The organism is Rathayibacter sp. AY1D5 (assembly GCF_002932515.1).
GTDB lineage: Bacteria > Actinomycetota > Actinomycetes > Actinomycetales > Microbacteriaceae > Rathayibacter.
The window spans coordinates 1-23549 of record NZ_PSVU01000043.1 but is presented as its reverse complement, the minus strand read 5'-3'; the positions used below and the strand labels follow the sequence as shown (position 1 = coordinate 23549).

Genomic DNA, 23549 nt, shown 5'->3' with positions numbered 1-23549 from the left:
TCCGCCGAGCCGGAGCCCGCGGTCAGGCGGCGGGTTGGAGCTCCTGGGCGGCGTCCCGGCGCTGGGCGCGCACGGTGAACAGCCTCGGGTTCACGTCGAGCAGCACGCGGACCGCGCCGACCCAGATGAGCGCCGAGCCGAGGAGGTGCACCGCGACGAGCGTCTCGGGCAGCGCGGTGAGCGACTGCACGACCCCGACCAGCGCCTGCAGCACGACGACCACGAGGAAGGCGATCACGCGCCGCCGGGCGAGCTCCGAGCCCGCCGCCCGCGACAGGCGCAGGAGCAGCGCGGCGCCCACGACGAGCACCGCTGTGCCGAGCACGCCGTGCACGACGGTCACGCTCTCCCAGTGGAACTGCATGCGGGGCACCTCCGCGGAGTCGCCGGCGTGCGGGCCGGTTCCCGTCACGACGGTCCCCACGAGGATCACGAGGAGCGTCAGGCCGACGAGCCCGATGCTGAGCGCCCGCGTCGCGCGGTCCGGCTCGAAGGCCACGGACTGCGAGCGGTGGGCGCGGTGCCACGTCAGTGCGGTGGTGGTGAGGAGGGCGATGGCGAGAACGAAGTGCCCGGCCACGATGTACGGGTTGAGGCCCGAGTGGACGGTCGCGCCGCCCGCGAGGGCGTTCGCGACGACGAGCCAGAACTGCGACCAGGCGAGCCGGGTCATGGTGCGGTCGCGCGGCTTCTGCAGGCGCGCGGCCGTGATCGCCCAGCCCACCGCGACCACGAGGACGCCGGTGAACGCGCGGTTCGTGAACTCGATGAAGCCGTGGATTCCGAGCTCGGGGGTCGAGGTGAGCGAGCCCGGCTCGCACGCCGGCCAGGTGGGGCAGCCGAGGCCAGAGCCGGTCAGCCGGACGACGCCCCCGAAGAAGATGATCAGGATGCTCGCGACGAGCGCCGCGGTGGTCCCCCAGCGCAGTGCGCGCGGACCCAGGGTCACCCGCTCGGCGAGCAAGGAGAACGGCGTCACCATCAGAAGGGGAGCAGCGGGTCGATGCCGACGGCGAGGAAGAGCAGGGTGAGGTATCCGATGGACCCGTGGAACACCCGCATCGGCGAGACGTGCTCGTGACGGATCGCGAGGCTGTAGAGGCGGTGCGTCTCGGCGATGAACCAGACTCCGCTGCCGAGCGCGACCACCGTGTAGAGCACCCCCATGCCGGCGACGGGGATCAGCAGGAGCGAGCAGGCGACGGTGGCCCAGGCGTAGAGGATGACCTGGAGCCCGACGATCGTGCGTCCGCGCACGACGGCCAGCATCGGCACGCCGGCGGCCTGGTAGTCGTCCCGGTACTTCATCGACAACGGCCAGTAGTGCGGCGGCGTCCAGAGGAAGATGACGGAGAAGAGGATGACGGGGGCCCAGTCGAGCGAGCCGGTGACGGCCGCCCAGCCGATCAGCACCGGCATGCAGCCCGCGATGCCGCCCCACACGATGTTCTGCGGCGTCCGGCGCTTGAGGAAGAGCGTGTAGAACACGACGTAGATCAGGATCGCGGCGAGCGAGAGGCCCGCGGAGAGCCAGTTGGCCGTGAGGCCGAGCCAGACGATCGACAGGACGCCGATCGTGGTCGCGAAGACGAGCGCGGACCGGTCCGAGATCTCCCCGGTCACGAGCGGCCGGTTCTTCGTCCGGTTCATGATCCGGTCGATGTCGCGGTCGAAGTAGCAGTTGAACGCGCCCGCGGACCCGGCGCTCAGGGCGCCGCCGATCAGGACGTTGAGGACCAGCAGCAGGTTCGGGATCCCGCCCTGCGCCAGGATCATCGTCGGAGCGGTCACCACGAGGAGCAGCTCGATCACGCGCGGCTTCGTCAGAGCGACGAAGGCCTTCACCTTGCGCGAGAGGGTCGTCGGCGACGCCCCGTCCCGCTCGACGGCGGTGGTCTCCACGACTGCGTCCATTGCTCCTCTAACGATTCGATGATCCCGAACGAGTGTAATGCGCCCGTCCGGGAGCCGGGCCCGGCGTGCACGCTTGTCCAATCGGACGCAGACATATGCGACCACGCAACCCCCGGTCGGCGGCGCACCCCCCTCCGTATACTCGGGACTGCTCGCCAGAGCGCCCGGCACGCACCCGAGCCCGCCCGACGATCGTCGGCACGGGGCCGAGAGGGCCGTCGCCGGAGCATCGTGTCGAAGTCGTCATGCGGCGTGCTCCACCATGCGAGAGGGCGGACGGTCCCCGTCTGCCCCACGTCTCGAGAAGGGTCAGTACCAAGTGTCAGAACTGCAATGGGAATCCATTGACGAGAAGGCAGTCGACACGGCGAGGATTCTCGCCGCGGATGCGGTCGAGAAGGTCGGCAACGGCCATCCCGGAACCGCCATGAGCCTCGCGCCCGCCGCCTACCTCCTGTTCCAGAAGGTCATGCGCCGCGATCCGTCCGACGCGACCTGGATCGGCCGCGACCGGTTCATCCTGTCGGTCGGCCACTCCTCGCTGACGCAGTACGTCCAGTTCTACCTGGGCGGCTACGGACTCGAGCTCGACGACCTCAAGGCGCTGCGCACCTGGGGCTCGAAGACCCCGGGCCACCCGGAGTACGGCCACACCGACGGCGTCGAGATCACCACCGGACCGCTCGGCCAGGGCCTCGCCTCCGCCGTGGGCTTCGCCTACGCCTCGCGCTTCGAGCGCGACCTGTTCGACCCGGAGGCCGCCGCGGGCACCTCCCCGTTCGACCACTTCGTCTACGTGATCGCCGGCGACGGCGACCTGCAGGAGGGCGTCACCAGCGAGGCCTCCTCGCTGGCCGGCCACCAGAAGCTCGGCAACCTGGTCGTCATCTACGACTCCAACCAGATCTCGATCGAGGACGACACCAACATCGCCTTCACCGAGGACGTCAAGGCGCGCTACGAGGCCTACGACTGGCAGGTCCAGGTCGTCGACTGGAAGAAGACCGGCGAGTACCACGAGGACGTCGCCGAGCTGCACGCCGCGATCGAGGCCGCGAAGGGCGAGACCGACAAGCCGTCGCTCATCATCCTGCGCACCATCATCGGCTGGCCGTCGCCGAAGAAGCAGAACACCGGCAAGATCCACGGCTCCGCCCTGGGCGCCGACGAGCTCCGCGGACTCAAGGAGGTGCTCGGCTTCGACCCCGAGAAGACCTTCGACGTCGCCGACGAGGTCATCGAGCACACCCGCAAGGCCGTCGAGCGCGGCCAGGCCCAGCACGCCGAGTGGGACGAGCAGCTCGCCGCCTGGGCGTCCGCGAACCCCGAGAAGAAGGAGCTGCTCGACCGGGTCCTCTCGGGCGAGCTGCCCGAGGGCGTCCAGGAGGCGCTCCCCGTCTTCGAGCCCGGCAAGGAGGTCTCGACCCGCGCCGCGTCCGGCAAGGTCATCAACGCCCTCGCCGGCGTGATCCCCGAGCTGTGGGGCGGCTCCGCCGACCTCGCCGAGTCGAACAACACGACGATCGAGGGAGCCGGCTCCTTCGTCCCGACGGAGTTCTCGACCCACGAGTGGACCGGGAAGAAGGGCGGCCGCGTGCTGCACTTCGGCATCCGCGAGCACGCCATGGGCGCGATCCTCAACGGGATCGTCCTGCACGGCAACACCCGCCCGTTCGGCGGCACCTTCCTGATCTTCTCCGACTACATGCGCCCGGCGGTCCGTCTCGCCGCGCTCATGAAGGCGCCGGCCATCTACGTCTGGACCCACGACTCCGTGGCGCTCGGCGAGGACGGCCCGACGCACCAGCCGGTCGAGCAGCTGTCGACCCTCCGCGCGATCCCGGGCCTGGACGTCGTCCGCCCCGGCGACGCGAACGAGGTCGCCTACGCCTGGAAGACCATCCTCGAGCGCCGCGAGGGCCCCGCCGGCCTCGCGCTCACCCGTCAGAACATCCCGGTGTTCGAGCGCGGCGAGGGCGACGCGGAGGGCGAGACCTTCGCCTCCGCCGCGAACGTCGCCCGCGGTGCCTACATCCTGGCCGAGGCGCCGGGCGGCACCCCGGACGTGATCTTCATCGCGACCGGCTCCGAGGTCCAGATCGCCGTCGAGGCGCGCGAGGCCCTGAGGAGCGAGGGCGTCAACGCCCGCGTCGTCTCGGCTCCGTCCCTCGAGTGGTTCGAGGAGCAGGACGCCGAGTACCGCGAGAAGGTCCTGCCCTCCTCGGTGAAGGCGCGCGTCTCGATCGAGGCCGGCCTGAGCCTGGGCTGGCAGAAGTACGTCGGCGACGCCGGCCGCTCCGTCTCGATCGAGCACTTCGGCGCCTCGGCCGACTACAAGACCCTGTTCCGCGAGTTCGGGATCACCACCGAGGCGGCACTGTCCGCCGCCAAGGAGTCGCTCGCAGCCTCCTGACCCGAAGGCCGCGTCCACCACGGACGCGGCCTTCGCCGTCGGAGCAGCGGCTCCCCCTCACACCACGCACCACCTACGCAGAAGAAGAAGAGACATGACCGAGAACACCCCCACCGCAGAGCTCTCCGCCGCCGGCGTCAGCATCTGGCTCGACGACCTCTCCCGCTCGCGCATCTCCACCGGAGGGCTGCAGAAGCTCATCGAGGAGAAGAACGTCGTCGGAGTCACCACGAACCCCACGATCTTCGCCGCGGCCCTGACCAACGGCGAGTCCTACGACGCCCAGGTGCGCGAGCTCGCCTCCGCCGGCACCTCGGTGACCGACGCCGTCTTCGAGATCACCACCGACGACGTCGCCGCGGCGTCCGACATCTTCCGCCCGATCTACGACGCGACCAACGGCTACGACGGCCGCGTGTCGATCGAGGTCGAGCCCGGCCTGGCGCACGACGCCCAGGGCACCATCGAGCAGGCCAAGGCCCTCTGGGCCAAGGTCGACCGCCCCAACGCGATGATCAAGATCCCCGCGACCGTCGAGGGCCTCGAGGCCATCACGGAGGTCATCGGCTCCGGCATCTCGGTGAACGTCACCCTGATCTTCTCGCTCGCCCGCTACCGCGCCGTCATCAACGCGTACCTGGCCGGCCTCGAGAAGGCCAAGGACGCCGGCATCGACCTGTCGACCATCCACTCCGTCGCCTCGTTCTTCGTCTCGCGCGTCGACACCGAGATCGACAAGCGCCTCGAGGCCGTCGGCACCGACGAGGCCCGCGCCCTCAAGAGCAAGTCCGGCGTCGCCAACGCGCAGCTGGCCTACGAGGTCTTCGTCGAGGCGTTCGCCACCGAGCGCGCCCTGCTGCTCCAGGAGTCCGGCGCCAACCGCCAGCGCCCCCTCTGGGCCTCGACCGGCGTCAAGTCGACCGACCTCCCCGACACCCTCTACGTGACTGAGCTCGTCGCGGCCGGCGTGGTCAACACGATGCCCGAGAAGACCCTCGAGGCGACCTTCGACCACGGCGTCATCACCGGCGACACCGTCACGGGCTCGTACGCCGACGCGAACGCCGTCCTCGACGCCGTCGCGGCGCAGGGCGTCTCGTACGCCGACGTCACCGAGCTGCTCGAGAAGGAGGGCGTGGAGAAGTTCATCGTCTCCTGGAACGAGCTGCTCGACACCGTCACCGCGGCGCTCGAGGGCGCGAAGGCGCAGGCCTGATCATGGCCATCCAGATCCACGTCAGCGGAGACGCCGAGAAGGCCGTCGACCGCGTCGTCCCGGAGCTCGTCGCCGACGAGGTCGCCTCCGGCATCACCGCCCAGGTCCCCACCCTGTGGGGCGCCGCGGCGGAGGAGGAGGCGGCCAAGCGCCTCGGGTGGACCGAGTCGACCACCGTCTCCCGCCCCCTGATCCCCCAGATCCTCGCCCTGCGCGAGGAGTTCCAGGCCAAGGGCGTCGACCACATCGTCCTCGGCGGCATGGGCGGCTCCTCGCTCGCGCCCGAGGTCATCACCCGCACCGCCGGCGTCGAGCTCACCGTGCTCGACTCGACGGCGCCCGGCCAGGTGCTCGCGGCCCTGAACGACCGGCTCGCGTCGACCGCGGTCGTCATCTCCTCGAAGTCCGGCTCGACCGTCGAGACCGCGAGCCAGAAGAAGGCCTACGAGAAGGCGTTCACGGAGGCGGGCATCGATCCGCTCGACCGCATCGTCATCGTGACCGACCCGGGCTCGCCCCTGGACACCTCCTCCCGCGAGGCCGGCTACCGCGTGTTCAACGCCGACCCGAACATCGGCGGGCGCTTCTCGGCGCTCTCCGCGTTCGGCCTCGTGCCGTCCGGGCTCGCCGGCGCCGACATCGAGGCCCTCCTCGACGAGGCGGCCGAGGCCTCCCTCGGGCTCGCCGTGGACTCCCCCGAGAACCCGGGCCTGATCCTCGGAGCGGCGATCGCCGCGACCAGCCCGCGCCGCGACAAGCTCGCGATCGTCGCCGACGGGACCGACATCGTCGGCTTCGCCGACTGGGCGGAGCAGCTCATCGCCGAGTCCACCGGCAAGGACGGCACGGGCATCCTCCCCGTCGTCCTCGGCACGCTGGCCCCCGAGCTCTCGGAGGACCTGCCCGACGTGCAGGTCGTCCGCCTGGTGGAGGACGCCGCGGCGCTGCACCTGTTCCCGCGCGACCGCCACGAGGGCGAGATCCTCCTCTCCGGCTCGCTCGGCGCTCAGATGCTGACGTGGGAGTACGCCGTCGCCGTCGCGGGTCGCCTCCTGGGCATCAACCCGTTCGACCAGCCCGACGTCGAGTCGGCGAAGGTCGCGACCCGGGCCCTGCTCGAGAAGCGCCCCGAGCCCGAGGCGCCCGCGTTCACCGACGCGGGCATCGAGGTCACCGGCAGCAGCAGCGTCACCGAGGGCGTCTCGACCGTCGCCGCCGCTGTCGACCGCCTCCTCGCGCAGCTGGGCGACGGCGGCTACGTCTCGATCCAGGCGTACGTCGACCGCCTCGCGCTCCCGCAGCTCGAGGGCGTGCGCGACCTCCTCGCCGCGCAGGCCCAGCGCCCCGTCACCTTCGGGTGGGGCCCGCGCTTCCTGCACTCGACCGGGCAGTACCACAAGGGCGGGGCGCCGACCGGCGTGTTCCTCCAGATCACCGAGCGCTCCGACGTGGACCTCGAGATCCCGGACAGCCCGTTCACCTTCGGCCAGCTCATCCTGGCGCAGGCCGCCGGCGACGCGAGCGTGCTCGCCGAGCACGGCCGGCCGGTGCTGACCCTCACGCTGACCGACCCCGAGGCCGACCTCGAGGCGCTCTTCGAGGCCCTCAACACCTGATCCGACGGGCACGCCGCCGCTGCGCTCTCGAGCGCGCGGCGGCGTGCCCGCGGTCGTCCCGCGACCACTTCCCGGGGCAGCAGCCGGGCCCGCCCGCTCCTCCCCCTCTCTCACCGATAGCAGTGCGCCGGTCCCACCGGCACACAGAAGGACACTGCACATGTCTGTGGACATCACCCCCGAGTTCAATCCGCTGAGGTTGAGCTTCGACCGCCGGTTGAACCGGATCGCCGGGCCCAGCGGCCTCGTCATCTTCGGCGTGACCGGCGACCTCTCCCGCAAGAAGCTCATGCCCGCGGTCTACGATCTCGCCAACCGCGGCCTCCTGCCTCCCGGCTTCGCCCTCGTCGGATTCGCCCGGCGCGACTGGGACGACCAGGACTTCGAGCAGGTCGTCCACGACTCCGTGAAGAAGCACGCCCGCACCGAGTTCCACGAGGAGGTCTGGGCGCAGCTCGCGCAGGGCATCAGGTTCGTGCAGGGCGAGTTCGACGACCCCGAGGCGTTCGCCCGCCTGAAGACGACCGTCGACGACCTCGACCGCGAGCGCGGCACGAACGGCAACTTCGCCTTCTACCTCTCGATCCCCCCGAAGTCCTTCCCGCAGGTCACCGAGCAGCTGCGCAGCTCCGGCCTCGCCGAGCAGAAGGACGGCCAGTGGCGCCGCGTCGTCATCGAGAAGCCGTTCGGCAGCGACCTGAAGACGGCTCGCGAGCTGAACGACGTCGTCGAGTCGGTCTTCCCGCCCGACTCCGTCTTCCGGATCGACCACTACCTCGGCAAGGAGACGGTCCAGAACATCCTGGCCCTCCGCTTCGCCAACATGATGTACGAGCCGCTCTGGAACTCGAACTACGTCGACCACGTGCAGATCACCATGGCCGAGGACATCGGCGTGGGCGGGCGCGCGGGCTACTACGACGGCATCGGAGCGGCGCGCGACGTCATCCAGAACCACCTGCTGCAGCTGCTCGCCCTGACCGCCATGGAGGAGCCGATCTCGTTCGACGCGGCCGACCTCCGTGCGGAGAAGGAGAAGGTCCTCGCGGCCGTCCGCCTCCCCGCCGACCTCTCCACCGCGACCGCCCGCGGGCAGTACGCCGGCGGCTGGCAGGGCGGCGAGAAGGTGCTCGGCTTCCTCGAGGAGGACGGCATGAGCCCCACCTCGACCACCGAGACCTACGCCGCCATGCGCCTGGACATCGGCACCCGACGCTGGGCCGGCGTGCCGTTCTACCTGCGGGCCGGCAAGCGCCTCGGCCGCCGCGTCACCGAGATCGCGGTCGTGTTCAAGCGGGCACCGAAGCAGCTCTTCGCCGAGAGCCAGACCACGTCGCTGGGCCAGAACGCGCTCGTCATCCGGGTCCAGCCCGACGAGGGCGTCACCATGCGCTTCGGCTCGAAGGTGCCCGGCGCCGGCATGCAGGTGCGCGACGTGACGATGGACTTCGGCTACGGCCACGCGTTCACCGAGGCGAGCCCCGAGGCCTACGAGCGCCTCATCCTCGACGTCCTCCTGGGCGAGCCGCCGCTCTTCCCCCGGCACGAGGAGGTCGAGCTGTCCTGGAAGATCCTCGACCCGATCGAGGAGTTCTGGGCCACGCAGGGCCAGCCCGAGCAGTACCGCCCCGGAACCTGGGGCCCCGATTCCGCCGACGAGCTCCTCGCCCGCGACGGCCGCACCTGGAGGCGTCCATGATCGTCGATCTGCCCGACACCACGACGAGCGAGGTCTCGAAGACCCTCGTCAAGATCCGCGAGGAGGGCGGCGCCGTCGCCCTCGGCCGCGTCCTCACCCTCATCATCGCGACCTCGCGGGGTCACGAGGAGGAGGCCATCGAGGCCGCGAACGACGCGTCCCGCGAGCACCCGATGCGCGTCATCGTGGTCTCGAAGGACGACGGCACCACCACGGTCCCGGTCGACGCGACGGCGCGGGTCGACGCGCAGATCCGGGTCGGAGGCGACGCCGGCGCGAGCGAGGTCGTCGTGCTCCGTCCCTACGGAGACGCGGCCGAGGACGAGGAGAGCCTGGTCACGGGCCTGCTCCTCCCCGACGCCCCCGTCGTGGCCTGGTGGCCGAACAGCGCTCCGGACAACGCCTCCGCGTCCCCGATCGGCCGGATCGCCACTCGGCGGATCACCGACGCGTCGGCCCAGTCGAACCCGGCGGAAGCGCTGCACCACCTCGCGTCCACCTACGCCCCCGGCGACACCGACTTCGCCTGGACCCGCCTCACCCTCTGGCGCGCGCAGCTCGCCGCCGTGCTCGACCAGCCGCCCTACGAGCCGATCACGGCCGTCGAGGTCTCGGGCGCGCCCGACTCCCCCTCCACGATCCTGCTCGCCGCCTGGCTGCAGCTCGAGCTCGACATCCCCGTCGACCACGAGCTCACGATCAGCGCGACCGGGTCCAGCGGGATTCACGGCGTCCGGCTCATCCGCGACTCCGGAGTGATCGAGCTCGAGCGCTCGGTGCCCAACGTCGCGACGCTCACGCAGCCCGATCAGCCGGTCCACGACATCTCGCTCCCCCGCCGCAGCCTCCGGGACTGCCTGGCGGAGGAGCTGCGCCGGCTCGACCCGGATGACCTGTACGGTGAAGTGATCTCGCGCGGGGTCGACATGCTCACTGAGAAGGCCGAGGCCCGCAGCGCCTCCTGAGGTGTGGGCGCCCGTCCAGGGCGCCCGCACCTCAGAGCTTCCCGACACGGAGCCGAACCCCGCCGATCGGCACCCGAACCCGAAGGAGTCCCCTGAGATGACCACCGAACGCCGCGTGCTGGTCCACCGCGACAAGCAGACCCTCGCCGGCTCGGTCGCCGCCCGGTTCCTCACCAAGACGATCGACGTCCTCGACGACCTGGGTTCGGCGAACGTCGTGCTCACCGGAGGGACGATGGGAGCCGCCACGCTCAAGGAGATCGGCTCCTCCTCCGCCGCCGGCAACGTGGACTGGTCGCGCGTGCACTTCTGGTGGGGCGACGAGCGCTGGGTGCCCCGCGGCCACGAGGACCGCAACGACGTCCAGGCCGGGGACCTCTTCAGCGTCCTCGATGTGCCGGCGGCGAACGTGCACTCCTACCCGGCCTCGGACGAGGGCCTGGACCTCGACGGCGCCGCCGCTGCCTACGACGCGGAGCTGCGCGAGCACGCCTCCGAGGGGCGCGACTACCCGCGCTTCGACATCACCTTCCTCGGCGTCGGGCCGGACGGGCACATCGCGTCGCTGTTCCCCGAGCGCTCCGCGATCCGCTCCACGACGCCCGGCGTCCTCGCTGTCCGCAACTCGCCGAAGCCGCCGCCCGAGCGCCTCACCCTCACGCTGCCGCTGATCAACCAGTCGGACCGCATCTGGATGGTGCTCGCCGGCGCCGACAAGGCCTCGGCCCTGGGCCTCGCGCTCGCGGGTGCCAGCACGAACGAGGTGCCCGCGTCGGGCGCGTTCGGCCGCAAGCGCACGGTGTTCTTCGTCGACCAGGAGGCAGCGGCCGAGGTCCCCGAGTCGCTCATCGCTCCGAGCTACTGAGCACGGTCCGGAAACGACGGAAGGCCCGTCCCCCGAGGGGGCGGGCCTTCCGTCGTTCGTCGTCCGGTGAGGATCAGGACGGGGTCGCGGTGCCTCGTCGGGCGCGCAGCTGCTGCAGCGCCTCCTCGAGGAGCTGAGCCGCCTCGGCCTCGGTGCGGCGCTCCTTCACGTAGGCGAGGTGCGTCTTGTAGGGCTCGGTCTTCGCGACCTGCGGCGGGTTCGCCCGGTCGCGGCCAGCGGGGAGACCGGACTGCGGCGAGTCGATCACCTCGGGGATCTCGTCCTCGGGGAGGGCCGCCGAGAAGTGGCGCACCGTCTCGTTGCCGAGAGCGTCCCAGTAGGAGACCGCGACGCGCTCCGCGTGGAAGCCCCGGTCCTGCTCGCCCATGGGTCCTGCGCCGACGCGCGAACCGCGGATTGCACTGCCGCCTGATGCCATTGCGAGTACCCCTATGCTCCGGTGGTGAACTTGGTGATGAGTCCGAGCACCACGATGCAGGCCAGCCAGACGACGCCCAGGATCACGGTGATGCGGTTCAGGTTGCGCTCGGCGACGCCCGACGCGCCGAGGTTGGAGGTGACTCCGCCCCCGAACATGTCGGACAGTCCGCCGCCGCGCCCCTTGTGGAGCAGGATCAGCATGGTGAGCAGGAGGCTCGTGATGCCCAGGATGACCTGGAGCACGACCTGGAGGATGTCCACGCGGTACCTTTCGAAGTTCTGGCGCGTTGCGCGCCCCGACGAGTATAACGGCGCCTGCGAATCCGCGAGGAATGCGTCGTCCCGTGTTCGGAGCGATGTATACGAGTGTCCGTCGAGGGGCGGAGCGGGTGGCCTCGTCGCGGCGCCCTCGACAACCTCTCCAGTCGCCGGACCGCGAGCCTGTGATCCACGTACTTTCGGATCGATCGAGCCGAACGCGCCACGCTCTCGGAGGGCACCCCGCGAGGAGCTGACGGCACCGGACCGGCCAACGCGTGATGCCGGTGTGGGATCTCCGAGGCGAACCGGCGATCCGCGTCCCAGCGGATCGACGTAGCCGGACGCATCCCGCTCCCGGAACCGCGCCCCGTCGCGAAGCCGACCGCGCCACGCCGCGCAGGGAGCGGCGTGGACGACGAGAGGGCGGGCCCGATGGGCCCGCCCTCTCGTCGCAGCAGCTCAGACCCCGACGTGGTTCCGGAATCGCGCGATCGCCGCGAACTCGTCGACCTGGAGGCTGGCGCCTCCGACGAGTGCTCCGTCGACGTCGGGCTCGCGCATGAAACCGGCGATGTTGCCGGACTTCACGGAGCCGCCGTAGAGGATGCGGGTCTTCGCGGCGGTGTCGGCGCCGAGGACGTCGGCGACGACTCCGCGGAGCGCCTTGCAGACCTGCTGGGCCTGCTCGGGCGTCGCGGCCTGTCCGGAGCCGATGGCCCAGACCGGCTCGTAGGCGACGACGAGGTCGGCGTCCGCGGGGAGGCCGGTGAGGGCCTCCTTCAGCTGGGCGACCGGCACAGCCGACGGGCCGTGCTTCTCGAGGTCCTCCGCGGTCTCGCCGACGCAGATGATCGGAGCGACGCCGTGATTGACGGCCGCAGCCGACTTGGCGGCGATGTCCGCGTCCGTCTCGCCGTGGAGCGTGCGACGCTCCGAGTGGCCGACGATCACGTAGTCGCAGTCGAGCTGCTTCAGGAACTGGCCCGAGATCTCGCCGGTGTAGGCGCCGCTGTCGAACTTCGAGACGTCCTGCGCACCGTACTTGAGCGGCAGCTTGTCCGAGTCGACGAGGATCTGCACGGGCCGGAGGTCCGTGAAGGGCGGGAACACCGCGACCTCGACGCCGTCGAAGTCGTGGTCGGCGTCCTTGAGGCTCCACGCCAGCTTCTGCACGAAGGCGATGGCCTGGAGGTGGTCCAGGTTCATCTTCCAGTTGCCGGCGATGAGCGGGGTGCGGGCGGCGGTGTCTACCATCCGAGGACCTCCAGTCCGGGGAGGCGCTTGCCCTCGAGGAATTCGAGGCTCGCTCCGCCTCCCGTCGAGATGTGGCCGAACTGGTCGTCGCGGAACCCGAGGGCGCGGACGGCCGCGGCGGAGTCGCCTCCGCCGACGACGCTGAGACCGTCGACCTCGGTGAGCGCCTGCGCGACGGTCTTGGTGCCCGCCGCGAACGGCTCGAGCTCGAAGACGCCCATGGGGCCGTTCCAGAACACCGTCTCGGACGCCGCGATGATCTCGGCGAAGTGCGCGGCGGTGTCCGGTCCGATGTCCAGGCCGAGGCCCTTCTCACCGAAAGGCGTGCCCTCGATCGCGTCGGCCGAGGCGACCTGGTGCTCGGCGTCGGGGCCGAACTCCGACGCCACGACGACGTCCGTCGGCAGGACGATCTCCACGCCCAGCTCCTTCGCCTTCGCGAGGTAACCGAGTACGGTGTCGACCTGGTCCGCCTCCAGCAGGCTGGCGCCGACCTCGTGGCCCTGGGCCTTGAGGAAGGTGAAGAGCATTCCGCCGCCGATGAGGATCGAGTCGACCTTCGGCAGCAGGTGCTCGATCACGCCGAGCTTGTCCGAGACCTTCGAGCCGCCGAGGACGACCGCGTAGGGGCGCTCGGGCTTCTCGGTGAGCCGCTCCAGCACCTCGAGCTCGGCCGCGATCAGCGTGCCGGCGGCGCTGGGGAGAAGCTCGGCGAGCTCGTAGACGCTCGCCTGCTTGCGGTGCACGACGCCGAACCCGTCGGAGACGAAGGCGTCGCCGTAGGCGGCCAGCTTCTCGGCGAAGGTGCGGCGCTCGGCCTCGTCCTTGCTCGTCTCGCCGGCGTTGAACCGGAGGTTCTCGAGGACGACGACCTGGCCGTCCTCGAGGGCGTCGACGGCGGCCGAGGCCGCCTCCCCGACGGTGTCCTCGGCGAAGGCCACCGGAGCGTCGAGCAGCTCGCCGAGGCGGGCGGCGACGGGAGCGAGGCTGTACTTCGCCTCGGGCTTCCCCTCGGGGCGCCCGAGGTGGCTCACGACCACGACTCGGGCGCCCTCGGAGACCAGACGCTGGAGCGTGGGCACCGACGCGCGCACGCGGCCGTCGTCCGTGATCGTTCCGTCCTTCAGGGGGACGTTCAGATCGCAGCGGACGACGACGCGCTTGCCTGCGAGGGAGCCCAGTGAGTCCAGAGTGCGGAGCGTCACTGCGCGCAGCCCTTAGAGCTTGCCGGCGACGAACTCGGTGACGTCGACGAGGCGGTTGGAGTAGCCCCACTCGTTGTCGTACCAGGAGGCGACCTTGACCTGGCTGCCGATGACCTTCGTGAGGCCCGCGTCGAAGATCGACGAGTGCGGGTCGGTCACGATGTCGCTCGAGACGATCGGGTCCTCGGTGTACTTGAGGATGCCCTTGAGGTCTCCCTCGGAGGCCGCCTTGTACGCCGCGTTGATCTCCTCGACGGTGGCGGGCTTGGTCAGCTCGACGGTGAGGTCGGTGATCGAGCCGGTCGGGACCGGGACGCGGAGGGCGTAGCCGTCGAGCTTGCCGACGAGCTCCGGGATGACCAGGCCGAGCGCCTTGGCGGCACCGGTCGAGGTCGGGATGATGTTGACGGCGGCGGCGCGGGCGCGACGCAGGTCGCTGTGCGGGCCGTCCTGGAGGTTCTGGTCGGCGGTGTACGCGTGGACCGTGGTCATCAGGCCGCGCTCGATGCCGAAGTTGTCGAGCAGTACCTTGGCGAGCGGCGCGAGGCAGTTCGTGGTGCAGGACGCGTTCGAGATGATGTCGTGCGTCGCGGGGTCGTAGGTGTTCTCGTTCACACCGAGGACCAGGGTCGCGACGTCGCTGCCGGTGGCGGGAGCGGAGACGATGACCTTCTTGGCACCCGCGGTGATGTGCTTGCGCGCGTCCTCCGACTTGGTGAAGCGGCCGGTCGACTCGATGACGACGTCGACTCCCAGCTCGCCCCAGGGGAGGTTCGCGGGGTCGCGCTCCTCGAGGACGATGATCGGCTTGCCGTTGACGACGATGCGGTCGCCGTCGAGCTCGACGGTCGCGTCGAGGCGGCCCGTGATGGAGTCGTACTTCAGGAGGTGCGCGAGGGCCTTGTTGTCGGTGAGGTCGTTGACCGCGACGATCTCGAGGTCGCTGCCCTTGGCGAGGGCTGCACGGAAGAAGTTACGGCCGATACGGCCGAAGCCGTTGATGCCGATCTTGACGGACACAGATATCTCCTGGTGAGGAAAGGCACCTCGACGGTGCAGTGGAGGGGTGGAAGCCGACGACAGGGCGTCCCGGACACGGGGCCCGGGACGCCGAGATCGCTACGACAGTAGCAGCAGGCCCGAAGTCTTCTCGCGGGCCTTCTCGAAGCGCGCGGAGACGTCGGCCCAGTTCACGATGTTCCAGAACGCCTTGACGTAGTCGGCCTTCACGTTGACGTAGTCGAGGTAGAAGGCGTGCTCCCACATGTCGAGGAGGAGGACCGGGACGGTCGCCGCGGCGAGGTTGCCCTGGTGGTCGTAGAGCTGCTCGATGATGAGCTTCTCGCCGAGCGAGTCCCAGGCGAGGATCGACCAGCCGGAGCCCTGGATGCCGAGGGCCGAGGCGGTGAAGTGGGCGCGGAACTTGTCGAACGACCCGAAGTCGTCGTCGATGGCCGCGGCGAGCTCGCCGACGGGCTTGTCGCCGCCGTCCGGCGAGAGGTTGTTCCAGAACACGGTGTGGTTCACGTGACCGGCGAGGTTGAAGGCGAGGTCCTTCTGGAGCTTGTTCACGTTCGCGAGGTTCTCGCTGTCGCGAGCCTCCTGCAGCGAGGCGAGGGCGGTGTTCGCCCCGGCCACGTACGTCGCGTGGTGCTTGTCGTGGTGGAGCTCCATGATCCGCCCACTGATGTTCGGCTCGAGGGCCGAGTAGTCGTAGGGCAGTTCGGCGAGCGTGTAGTCAGCCATGTGCGATCTCCTGTTCGTGGTCGTCGCTCCCGTGCGACCCGCCGGCGTCTCGGCGTCCTCCGCGAGGCGGAGGAGGAGGGCCGGGAGTGTCCTGAGCGACCCGATCAGTCTAGCGAGGGGGCCCCTCCGCGTTCGGAGGGCTTGCGTTGTTCGACCAGGAGACACTCAGCGTTCGCCGGGCGGGGCGCGCCGTGCGGCCGGGCCTACAGGTCCTGCAGCTCTGCCGGGAGGTTCGCGTCGGTGCCCGGGATGTCGAGGTCGGACGCGCGCTTGTCGGCCATCGCAAGGAGGCGGCGGATGCGGCCGGCGACGGCGTCCTTCGTCATCGGCGGATCGGCGTGGTGGCCGAGCTCGTCGAGGCTCGCGTCGCGGTGCGCGAGGCGCAGGCGCCCGGCGTAGCGGAGGTGCTCGGGGATGTCGTCGCCCAGGATCTCCATCGCGCGCTCGACGCGGGCGCACGCCGCGACGGCGGCCTGGGCGGAGCGGCGGAGGTTCGCGTCGTCGAAGTTGACGAGGCGGTTCGCGGTCGCCCGCACCTCGCGGCGCTGGCGCAGCTCCTCCCAGCTCGCGACGGTCGCGGTCGCGCCCATCAGGGTGAGCATCGCGCTGATGCTCTCGCCGTCGCGGATGACGACCCGGTGGACGCCGCGCACCTCGCGGGACTTGGCCTGGACTCCCAGGCGTCCGGCGGCTCCGACGATCGCCATGGCCGCCTCGTTGCCGGGGCAGACGATCTCGAGCGCCGCGGAGCGGCCCGGGTCGGTCAGCGAGCCCTGGGCGAGGAAGGCGCCGCGCCACAGGGCGGCGAGCTCCTCGCGGGAGCCGGTCGTGAGGCGGTTGGGCAGGCCGCGGACGGGCCGGCCCCGCTGGTCGAGGAGGCCGGTCTGCCGGGCGAGGGTGTCCCCGCCCTCGACGACGCGCACCAGCCAGCTCGTGGTCCTCCGGGATCCGCCGGCCGAGACGATGCTGCCCTCGCTGCGGACGCCGTACAGCTCGGCGAGGTCGCGGCGCACGCGGGTCGCGAGCGGGGCGGAGTCGAGCTCGACCTCGACCGCGAGGCGGTTGGAGATGATGTGCAGTCCTCCGGAGAAGCGGAGGATGGTCGCCAGTTCGGCGGCACGGACGGTGTTCTTGCGCGAGACGATCGCGACCAGTTCGCCCTTGACGTCTGCGGTGAGGGCCACGGAGTCTTCCTTACGTCGGGTGCGCGGCTGAGCGCGCGGGGATCATTCTCGGCCGAGGTCGCGGTGCGCCACGTTGACGGCGACGCCCGGCAGCTCGGCCAGACGGGCCGCGACACGGCCCGCGACCGCGACGGAGCGGTGCTTGCCTCCCGTGCAGCCGATCGCGATGGTCGCGTGGCGCTTGTTCTCGCGCTGGTAGCCGTCGAGCACGGGGCGCAGGGCCCGGGAGTAGGAGTCGATGAACTCCTCGGCGCCCTGCTGGGCCAGCACGTAGTCTCTCACCTCTTCGTCGAGACCCGTGTGCGGACGCAGCTCCGGGATCCAGTACGGGTTCGGCAGGAACCGCGCGTCGGCCACCATGTCGGCGTCCGTCGGCAGCCCGTACTTGAAGCCGAAGCTCATCACCGTGACCTGGAGGCCCGCGCGGCCGGCCTCGGCGAAGCGCTCGGTGATGCTGGTGGCCAGCTGGTGGATGTTGAGGTCCGAGGTGTCGATGACGATGTCGGCCGACTCCCGCAGCTGAGCGAGGCGCGTCCGCTCGGCGGAGATGCCGTCGAGGAGGGTCCCCCGGCCCTGCAGCGGGTGCGGACGGCGCACCTGCTCGAAGCGGCGGACGAGCGCGGCGTCGGTGGCCTCGAGGAACACCACTCGGAGGTCGACCCCGGCGCGCAGCTCGCGGACGATGTCGCCGAGGTCCTCGAAGAAGTCGCGTCCGCGGACGTCGACGACCGCCGCGATCTTCGGCAGCGTGTCCCCCGCACGCTGCGCCAGGTCGACCAGCGGGCGCAGCATCTGCGGCGGCAGGTTGTCGACGACGTACCAGCCGAGGTCCTCCAGCGCGTTCGCGGCCGTGGACCGGCCCGCTCCGGACATCCCCGTGACGATCAGCACGTCCTGCTGCTCGCTCTCCGTGCTCATGCGCTCTCCGTGCTCGTGTCTGCTCGTGTCCTCGGTGCGGGGCACCGGCCGCTCTCCCCCGGAGCGCGGGCCTCCAGCCTAGGGCGTGCCCCCGACGGCGGACCCGTCCGGATGCAGGTGCGCGTGGATCGCGCCCGCCAGCGTCGGGCCGATGCCCTTGACCTCGGCGATCTCGGCCTCGCCCGCCTCGCGGAGCCGGGCGACGGATCCGAAGTGCTTCAGCAGGTCGCGGACTCGCGTGCCTCCGAGCCCGGGCACCTCGGCCAGCTGCGACGAGATGTCGCGCTTGCGACGCGTCCTCTGGTGGGTGATCGCGAAGCGGTGCGCCTCGTCGCGGATGCGCTGGAAGAGGAAGAGCGCATCGCTGTTGCGCGGCAGGATGACGGGGAAGTCGGAGTCCGGCAGCCAGATCTCCTCGAGGCGCTTGGCGATCCCGCAGAGGGTGATGCCGGTCACCCCGGACTCGTCGAGCGCGCGCTGCGCCGCCGCGACCTGCGGCTGGCCGCCGTCGACGATCAGCAGCTGCGGGGGGTACGAGAACTTGCGCCGCTTGGCCTCGCCGGTCTCGGGGTCGACCGCCGCGGGCTCGACCGGCTCGCGGAGGTAGGCGAGGCGGCGGGTGAGCACCTGGTACAGCGACTCGGTGTCGTCCGTCGACTCCGCGATGGAGAACCGCCGGTACTGGTCCTTCCGCGCGAGCCCGTCCTCGAAGACCACCATCGAGGCGACGATGTTGGTGCCGCTGAGGTGGGAGACGTCGTAGCACTCCATCCGGAGCGGCGCCTCGCTCATGCCGAGGGCGTCGCGGATGTCCTCCAGAGCCTGCGTCCGAGCGGTGAAGTCGGCGGAGCGGCGGGTCTTGTAGAGCATCAGCGAGTGCTTCGCGTTCTGCGTCGCCGTCTCGAGAAGGGCGGCCTTGTCTCCGCGCTGGGCCGCTCGGAGGCGCACGTTCGTGCCGCGCAGTCCGCTCAGCCACTCCTCGAGCGCCTCGGTGTCCTCGGGCAGCTCCGGCACGACGACCTCCCGGGGCGGGACGTCGCCGGTCTCGTAGGCGGCCTGGAGGGCCGTGTCGACGAGCTCCGCCGTGCTCATGTCGAGCTCCTTGTCGACGACCCAGCCCCGCTCGCCGCGGATGCGCCCGCCGCGGACCCGGAACTGCTGCACGGAGGCGGCGAGCTCGTCGTGGACGATCGCGTAGAGGTCGACGTCCACGTTGTCCTTGAGCACGACCGCGCTCTTGGCGAGGACCGCGTCGAGGGCGGCGGCCTGATCGCGCAGCTTCCCCGCGCGCTCGTACTCCATCGCCGCCGCGGCCTCGCGCATCTCCTTCTCGAGCTCGCCGATCATCCGGCGGTCGTGGCTGCCCATGAAGGCGACGAAGCGGTCGACCATCTCGCGGTGCTCGGCGAAGGTGACGCGGTGGGAGCAGGGCCCGCCGCAGCGGCCGATCTGCGACGCGAAGCAGGGCTTGCCGCTCTGCATGGCGCGCTTGTAGTTGGAGTCGTTGCAGGTCCTGATCGGGAACGCCTTGATCATCAGGTCGATCGTCTCGTGGATCGCCCAGATCTTGGGGTAGGGCCCGAAGTAGCGGGCCTTCCTGATCTTGGCGTTCCGCGTGACCATCACCCGCGGGGCCTCGTCGCCGAGCGTCACCGCCATGTAGGGGTAGGACTTGTCGTCGCGGAACTTGACGTTGAAGGGTGGATCGAACTCGTTGATCCAGGTGAACTCGAGCTGCAGGGCCTCGACGTCGGTGCCGACGACGGTCCACTCGACCCCGGAGGCCGAGGTGACCATCCGGCGGGTGCGCTCGTGCAGGCTCGGCAGCGGGGCGAAGTAGTTGCTCAGCCGCGCGCGGAGGTTCTTGGCCTTGCCCACGTAGAGCACCCGCCCCCGGGCGTCCGTGAAGCGGTACACGCCCGGGAGGGTCGGGATCTCACCCGGCTTCGGCCGGAAGTCGACTGTCTGCGCCATGCCTCTCGCTCGCGTCAGCCGAGGATCTCGGCGAGGAACATGCCGGTGTGGCTGCCCTCGACCTTCGCCACGTGCTCGGGGGTGCCCACCGCGACCACCTGTCCGCCGCCGGCGCCGCCCTCGGGACCCATGTCGATCAGCCAGTCGGCCGACTTGATGACGTCGAGGTTGTGCTCGATGGTGATCACCGTGTTGCCCTTGTCGACCAGGCCGTTGAGGACGAGGAGGAGCTTGCGGACGTCCTCGAAGTGCAGGCCCGTCGTCGGCTCGTCGAGCACGTAGACGCTGCGGCCGTTGGAGCGGCGCTGGAGCTCGGTCGCCAGCTTGACGCGCTGCGCCTCGCCGCCGGAGAGCGTGGTCGCGCTCTGCCCGAGGCGGACGTAGCCGAGGCCCACCTCCACCAGCGTGCGGAGGAAGCGGTGGATCGCCGTGATCGGCTCGAAGAAGTCGGCCGCCTCGGCGATCGGCATGTCGAGCACCTCGGCGATGTTCTTGCCCTTGTAGTGCACGGTCAGGGTGTCGCGGTTGTAGCGCGCTCCCCCGCAGACCTCGCACGCCACGTAGACGTCGGGCAGGAAGTTCATCTCGATCTTGATGGTGCCGTCGCCCGAGCAGGCCTCGCAGCGGCCGCCCTTGACGTTGAAGCTGAAGCGGCCGGGCAGGTACCCCCGCGCCTTCGCCTCGGTGGTCTCGGCGAAGAGGTTGCGGATGCGGTCGAACACGCCCGTGTAGGTGGCGGGGTTCGAGCGCGGCGTGCGGCCGATCGGATTCTGGTCGACGTGCACGACCTTGTCGAGGTTCTCGAGGCCGGTGACGCGCGTGTGCTTGCCCGGCACCTTGCGGGCGCCGTTGAGCTGGTTGGCGAGCACGCGGTAGAGGATGTCGTTCACGAGGGTGCTCTTGCCGGAGCCGGAGACCCCGGTGACCGCGACGAACGTGCCGAGCGGGAACTCCGCGTCGACCTTGCGGAGGTTGTTGGCGTTCGCCCCGACGACCTTGATCATCCGCTTGCGGTCGATCTTCCGCCGCTTCTTCGGGACCTCGATCGCCTTGCGGCCCGAGACGTAGTCGCCGGTGAGCGAGTGGGTGTTCTCGAGCAGCGACTCGTAGGAGCCGGAGTGCACGACCTTGCCGCCGTTGACTCCGGCGCCCGGGCCGATGTCGACGATCCAGTCGGCGGTGCGGATGGTGTCCTCGTCGTGCTCGACCACGATCAGCGTGTTGCCCAGGTCGCGCAGCTTGATGAGGGTGTCGATCAGGCGGCGGTTGTCGCGCTGGTGCAGGCCGATGCTCGGCTCGTCGAGCACGTAGAGCACGCCGGTCAGCCCGGAGCCGATCTGGGTCGCCAGGCGGATGCGCTGCGCCTCGCCGCCCGACAGGGAGGCGGCGGCGCGCGAGAGGTTGAGGTAGTTGAGCCCGACTTCGATGAGGAAGTCGATGCGCGCGCGGATCTCGCGCAGCACCTGCGCGGCGATGTGCGCCTCGCGGTCGGTCAGCTCGAGCCGGCTCATGAAGTCCTGGGCGTCGCCGAGGCTGAGGTCGGCCACGTCCGCGATGCTCGCCCCGTGCACGAGCACGGCGAGCACCTCGGGCTTGAGGCGGGAGCCCTTGCACACGGGGCAGGGCACCTCGCGGAGGAACTCGGACCAGCGGGTGCGCTGGACGTCGGTCTCGGCCTGGACGAACTGGCGCTCGATGTAGGGCACGACGCCCTCGAAGCCCGAGGTGTAGCTCATCTCGCGGCCGTAGCGGTTCTTCCACTTGACCTTGACCTCGAAGTTGTCGCCGTGGAGGACGGCCTGCTGCACCTCGGTGCTGAGGCGCTTCCACGGGGTGGTGAGCGTGAAGCCGAGGTCGCGGGAGAGGCCGTCGAGCAGCTTCTCGTAGTACTGGAACAGGCCCTTGCCCTGGGTGGTCCAGGGGATGATGACGCCCTCGGCGATGCTCAGGTCGGGGTCGCCGAGCAGCAGCTCGTCGTCGACCGACATGCGCGTGCCGAGGCCCGAGCACTCCGGGCAGGCGCCGAAGGGCGCGTTGAAGGAGAAGGTCCGCGGCTCGATCTCGGTCAGCGAGATCGGGTGGTTGTTGGGGCAGGACAGCTTCTCGGAGTAGGTGGTCCAGGCGCCGTCGCCCTCGCCGTCGACGTAGTTGATCTGCACGATGCCGTCGGTGAGCCGCAGGGCCGTCTCGAGCGAGTCGGTGAGGCGCCCGAGGATGTCGGGGCCGGCCACGAGCCGGTCGACCACGACGGAGATGTCGTGCTTGTACTGCTTCTTGAGCACCGGCGGCTCGCTCAGCTGGACGAGCTTCCCGTCCACCATGGCGCGGGAGTAGCCGCCCGCGGTCAGCTCCTTGAAGAGGTCGACGAACTCGCCCTTCTTCTGCGAGACGACGGGGCTGAGGATCTGGTAGCGGGTACCGGTCTCGAGCTCCATCAGCTGGTCGGCGATCTGCTGCACGGTCTGCGCGGAGATCCGCTCGCTGCAGATGGGGCAGTGCGGGACGCCGATGCGCGCCCAGAGCAGACGCATGTAGTCGAAGATCTCGGTGATCGTGCCGACGGTGGAGCGCGGGTTGCGGTTCGTCGACTTCTGGTCGATCGAGACCGCGGGGCTGAGGCCCTCGATGAAGTCGACGTCCGGCCGGTCCACCTGCCCGAGGAACTGGCGGGCGTACGCGGAGAGGGACTCGACGTAGCGCCGCTGGCCCTCCGCGAAGATCGTGTCGAAGGCCAGGGAGGACTTGCCCGAGCCCGAGAGACCGGTGAACACCACCATCGAGTCGCGCGGGATCTCGAGGTCGACGTTCTGCAGGTTGTGCACCCGCGCGCCGCTCACCACCAGCTTCGAGGACGACTCGTCGAGCGAGGAGACGAAGCGGTGGAAGGAGGGAGAGGGGGTGGAGGAGGGGTCCGTAACGGCGTTCAGGATCGACACTCCGAAAGTGTATGCGGAGCCACCGACATCGCCCGTGGCGTTCGCTGGGCGCTGATCCGCGGGCCCCTCCCCTTGCGGATCAGCGCCCCCGATCAGGACAGGTGCCCGGCCTTCTCCATCTGGCGGAGCTCGCGCTTGAGCTCCTGGACCTCGTCCCGCAGCCGGGCCGCGAGCTCGAACTTGAGCTCGCCCGCCGCCTGGAGCATCTGCCCGTTGAGGTCGGAGATGATCGCCTCGAGGTCGTTGCCGCCGTTCGCGGCGAGACCCTGACGGCGCAGGTTCGGCGTCGGGCTCTTCTTCTTGGCGTCGCGCCCGGCGAGCAGCTTGGCGGTGTCGGCCCCCTCGCGGGCGAGGGCGTCGGTGATATCGGCGATCTTCTTCCGCAGCGGCGTCGGGTCGATGCCGTGGTCGAGGTTGTAGGCGACCTGCTTCTCGCGTCGGCGGTCGGTCTCGTCGATCGCGAGCCGCATCGAGTCCGTCACCTTGTCGGCGTACATGTGGACCTCGCCCGAGACGTTGCGCGCCGCACGGCCGATCGTCTGGATGAGCGACGTGGACGAGCGGAGGAAGCCCTCCTTGTCGGCGTCGAGGATCGCCACGAGCGAGACCTCGGGCAGGTCGAGCCCCTCGCGCAGCAGGTTGATGCCGACCAGGACGTCGTACACGCCCGCTCGCAGCTCCGAGAGGAGCTCGACGCGCCTCAGGGTGTCGACGTCGGAGTGCAGGTAGCGGACCCGGACGCCGGCCTCCGTGAGGAAGTCGGTGAGCTCCTCGGCCATGCGCTTCGTCAGCGTCGTGACGAGCACGCGCTCGTCGCGCTCGGTGCGGCGCTTGATCTCCTCGAGCAGGTCGTCGATCTGGCCCTTCGTCGGCTTGACGACGATCTCGGGATCGATCAGGCCGGTCGGGCGGATGATCTGCTCGACGATGCCGTCGGCGATG

19 protein-coding genes are annotated in these 23549 nt (G+C 70.3%); 6 read left to right on the top strand and 13 right to left on the bottom strand.

What is annotated here, in order from left to right; all coding sequences use genetic code 11:
- Window positions 1–22: 22 nt before the first annotated feature.
- Complete coding sequence (locus C5C82_RS12870; protein WP_104355190.1) at window positions 23–982, bottom strand: heme A synthase; 960 nt, start codon at window positions 980–982, stop codon at window positions 23–25.
- Window positions 982–1914 carry a heme o synthase gene (locus C5C82_RS12865; protein ID WP_104232635.1) on the bottom strand — a complete coding sequence of 311 codons (933 nt, stop codon included), beginning with the start codon at window positions 1912–1914 and terminating at the stop codon, window positions 982–984. The genes C5C82_RS12870 and C5C82_RS12865 overlap by 1 nt, the downstream gene beginning before the upstream one ends.
- Window positions 1915–2233: 319 nt before the next feature.
- On the opposite strand from C5C82_RS12865, the gene tkt reads away from it, so the two are divergent.
- The 6 genes from tkt to pgl all read left to right on the top strand — a co-directional run bounded on the left by tkt (window position 2234) and on the right by pgl (window position 10688).
- Window positions 2234–4327 (top strand): transketolase, encoded by a 2094-nt coding sequence (gene tkt / locus C5C82_RS12860; protein ID WP_104355189.1) that lies wholly within the window; start codon window positions 2234–2236, stop codon window positions 4325–4327.
- A 94-nt stretch (window positions 4328–4421) separates the two neighbouring features.
- Window positions 4422–5543 (top strand): transaldolase, encoded by a 1122-nt coding sequence (gene tal / locus C5C82_RS12855; protein WP_104221924.1) that lies wholly within the window; start codon window positions 4422–4424, stop codon window positions 5541–5543.
- A 2-nt stretch (window positions 5544–5545) separates the two neighbouring features.
- Entirely contained in the window at window positions 5546–7159 is a 1614-nt protein-coding gene (locus C5C82_RS12850) for a glucose-6-phosphate isomerase (RefSeq protein ID WP_104355188.1), read from the top strand.
- A gap of 160 nt (window positions 7160–7319) precedes the next feature.
- Window positions 7320–8858: a glucose-6-phosphate dehydrogenase gene (zwf, locus tag C5C82_RS12845; protein ID WP_104246802.1), complete on the top strand. Its 1539-nt coding sequence runs from the start codon at window positions 7320–7322 to the stop codon at window positions 8856–8858.
- A complete protein-coding gene (locus tag C5C82_RS12840; RefSeq protein ID WP_104232638.1) occupies window positions 8855–9823 on the top strand; it encodes a glucose-6-phosphate dehydrogenase assembly protein OpcA in 969 nt (322 codons plus the stop codon). The genes zwf and C5C82_RS12840 overlap by 4 nt, the downstream gene beginning before the upstream one ends.
- Before the next feature lie 97 nt (window positions 9824–9920).
- Window positions 9921–10688 (top strand): 6-phosphogluconolactonase, encoded by a 768-nt coding sequence (pgl, locus tag C5C82_RS12835; RefSeq protein ID WP_104221917.1) that lies wholly within the window; start codon window positions 9921–9923, stop codon window positions 10686–10688.
- Window positions 10689–10761: 73 nt separating this feature from the next.
- Here pgl and C5C82_RS12830 read toward each other — a convergent pair whose 3' ends face one another.
- The 11 genes from C5C82_RS12830 to C5C82_RS12780 form a co-directional block, all read right to left on the bottom strand.
- Entirely contained in the window at window positions 10762–11127 is a 366-nt protein-coding gene (locus tag C5C82_RS12830; RefSeq protein ID WP_055791968.1) for an RNA polymerase-binding protein RbpA, read from the bottom strand.
- Between the two features lie 11 nt (window positions 11128–11138).
- Window positions 11139–11390, bottom strand: a complete 252-nt coding sequence (gene secG / locus C5C82_RS12825; RefSeq protein ID WP_104221915.1) for a preprotein translocase subunit SecG — start codon at window positions 11388–11390, stop codon at window positions 11139–11141.
- A gap of 459 nt (window positions 11391–11849) precedes the next feature.
- The gene (gene tpiA, locus C5C82_RS12820) at window positions 11850–12644 is read right to left on the bottom strand and encodes a triose-phosphate isomerase (RefSeq protein ID WP_104221913.1); all 795 of its coding nucleotides are present in this window, start codon (window positions 12642–12644) and stop codon (window positions 11850–11852) included.
- Window positions 12638–13849, bottom strand: a complete 1212-nt coding sequence (locus C5C82_RS12815; protein ID WP_104263177.1) for a phosphoglycerate kinase — start codon at window positions 13847–13849, stop codon at window positions 12638–12640. The genes tpiA and C5C82_RS12815 overlap by 7 nt, the downstream gene beginning before the upstream one ends.
- Window positions 13850–13861: 12 nt before the next feature.
- A complete protein-coding gene (gene gap, locus C5C82_RS12810) occupies window positions 13862–14869 on the bottom strand; it encodes a type I glyceraldehyde-3-phosphate dehydrogenase (protein ID WP_104221909.1) in 1008 nt (335 codons plus the stop codon).
- A gap of 99 nt (window positions 14870–14968) precedes the next feature.
- The gene (locus tag C5C82_RS12805; protein WP_104355187.1) at window positions 14969–15595 is read right to left on the bottom strand and encodes a superoxide dismutase; all 627 of its coding nucleotides are present in this window, start codon (window positions 15593–15595) and stop codon (window positions 14969–14971) included.
- Between the two features lie 203 nt (window positions 15596–15798).
- A complete protein-coding gene (whiA, locus tag C5C82_RS12800) occupies window positions 15799–16779 on the bottom strand; it encodes a DNA-binding protein WhiA (RefSeq protein ID WP_104237489.1) in 981 nt (326 codons plus the stop codon).
- 42 nt (window positions 16780–16821) lie between these two features.
- A complete protein-coding gene (gene rapZ, locus C5C82_RS12795; RefSeq protein ID WP_097166020.1) occupies window positions 16822–17697 on the bottom strand; it encodes an RNase adapter RapZ in 876 nt (291 codons plus the stop codon).
- Between the two features lie 78 nt (window positions 17698–17775).
- Window positions 17776–19671 carry an excinuclease ABC subunit UvrC gene (gene uvrC, locus C5C82_RS12790; RefSeq protein ID WP_104232640.1) on the bottom strand — a complete coding sequence of 632 codons (1896 nt, stop codon included), beginning with the start codon at window positions 19669–19671 and terminating at the stop codon, window positions 17776–17778.
- Window positions 19672–19685: 14 nt separating this feature from the next.
- Window positions 19686–22511 carry an excinuclease ABC subunit UvrA gene (gene uvrA, locus C5C82_RS12785; RefSeq protein WP_244229661.1) on the bottom strand — a complete coding sequence of 942 codons (2826 nt, stop codon included), beginning with the start codon at window positions 22509–22511 and terminating at the stop codon, window positions 19686–19688.
- A 188-nt stretch (window positions 22512–22699) separates the two neighbouring features.
- Window positions 22700–23549: helicase-related protein (locus C5C82_RS12780; RefSeq protein ID WP_181130051.1), on the bottom strand; the 850-nt coding region annotated here is incomplete at its 5' end.

What these genes read in the sequence shown, in the direction of transcription:
- C5C82_RS12870 (WP_104355190.1), bottom strand. Translation starts at nt 982, where the DNA reads ATGGTGACGCCGTTCTCCTTGCTCGCCGAGCGGGTGACCCTGGGTCCG.
- C5C82_RS12865 (WP_104232635.1), bottom strand. Translation starts at nt 1,914, where the DNA reads ATGGACGCAGTCGTGGAGACCACCGCCGTCGAGCGGGACGGGGCGTCG.
- tal (WP_104221924.1), top strand. Translation starts at nt 4,422, where the DNA reads ATGACCGAGAACACCCCCACCGCAGAGCTCTCCGCCGCCGGCGTCAGC.
- C5C82_RS12850 (WP_104355188.1), top strand. Translation starts at nt 5,546, where the DNA reads ATGGCCATCCAGATCCACGTCAGCGGAGACGCCGAGAAGGCCGTCGAC.
- zwf (WP_104246802.1), top strand. Translation starts at nt 7,320, where the DNA reads ATGTCTGTGGACATCACCCCCGAGTTCAATCCGCTGAGGTTGAGCTTC.
- C5C82_RS12840 (WP_104232638.1), top strand. Translation starts at nt 8,855, where the DNA reads ATGATCGTCGATCTGCCCGACACCACGACGAGCGAGGTCTCGAAGACC.
- pgl (WP_104221917.1), top strand. Translation starts at nt 9,921, where the DNA reads ATGACCACCGAACGCCGCGTGCTGGTCCACCGCGACAAGCAGACCCTC.
- C5C82_RS12830 (WP_055791968.1), bottom strand. Translation starts at nt 11,127, where the DNA reads ATGGCATCAGGCGGCAGTGCAATCCGCGGTTCGCGCGTCGGCGCAGGA.
- tpiA (WP_104221913.1), bottom strand. Translation starts at nt 12,644, where the DNA reads ATGGTAGACACCGCCGCCCGCACCCCGCTCATCGCCGGCAACTGGAAG.
- C5C82_RS12805 (WP_104355187.1), bottom strand. Translation starts at nt 15,595, where the DNA reads ATGGCTGACTACACGCTCGCCGAACTGCCCTACGACTACTCGGCCCTC.
- rapZ (WP_097166020.1), bottom strand. Translation starts at nt 17,697, where the DNA reads ATGAGCACGGAGAGCGAGCAGCAGGACGTGCTGATCGTCACGGGGATG.
- uvrC (WP_104232640.1), bottom strand. Translation starts at nt 19,671, where the DNA reads ATGGCGCAGACAGTCGACTTCCGGCCGAAGCCGGGTGAGATCCCGACC.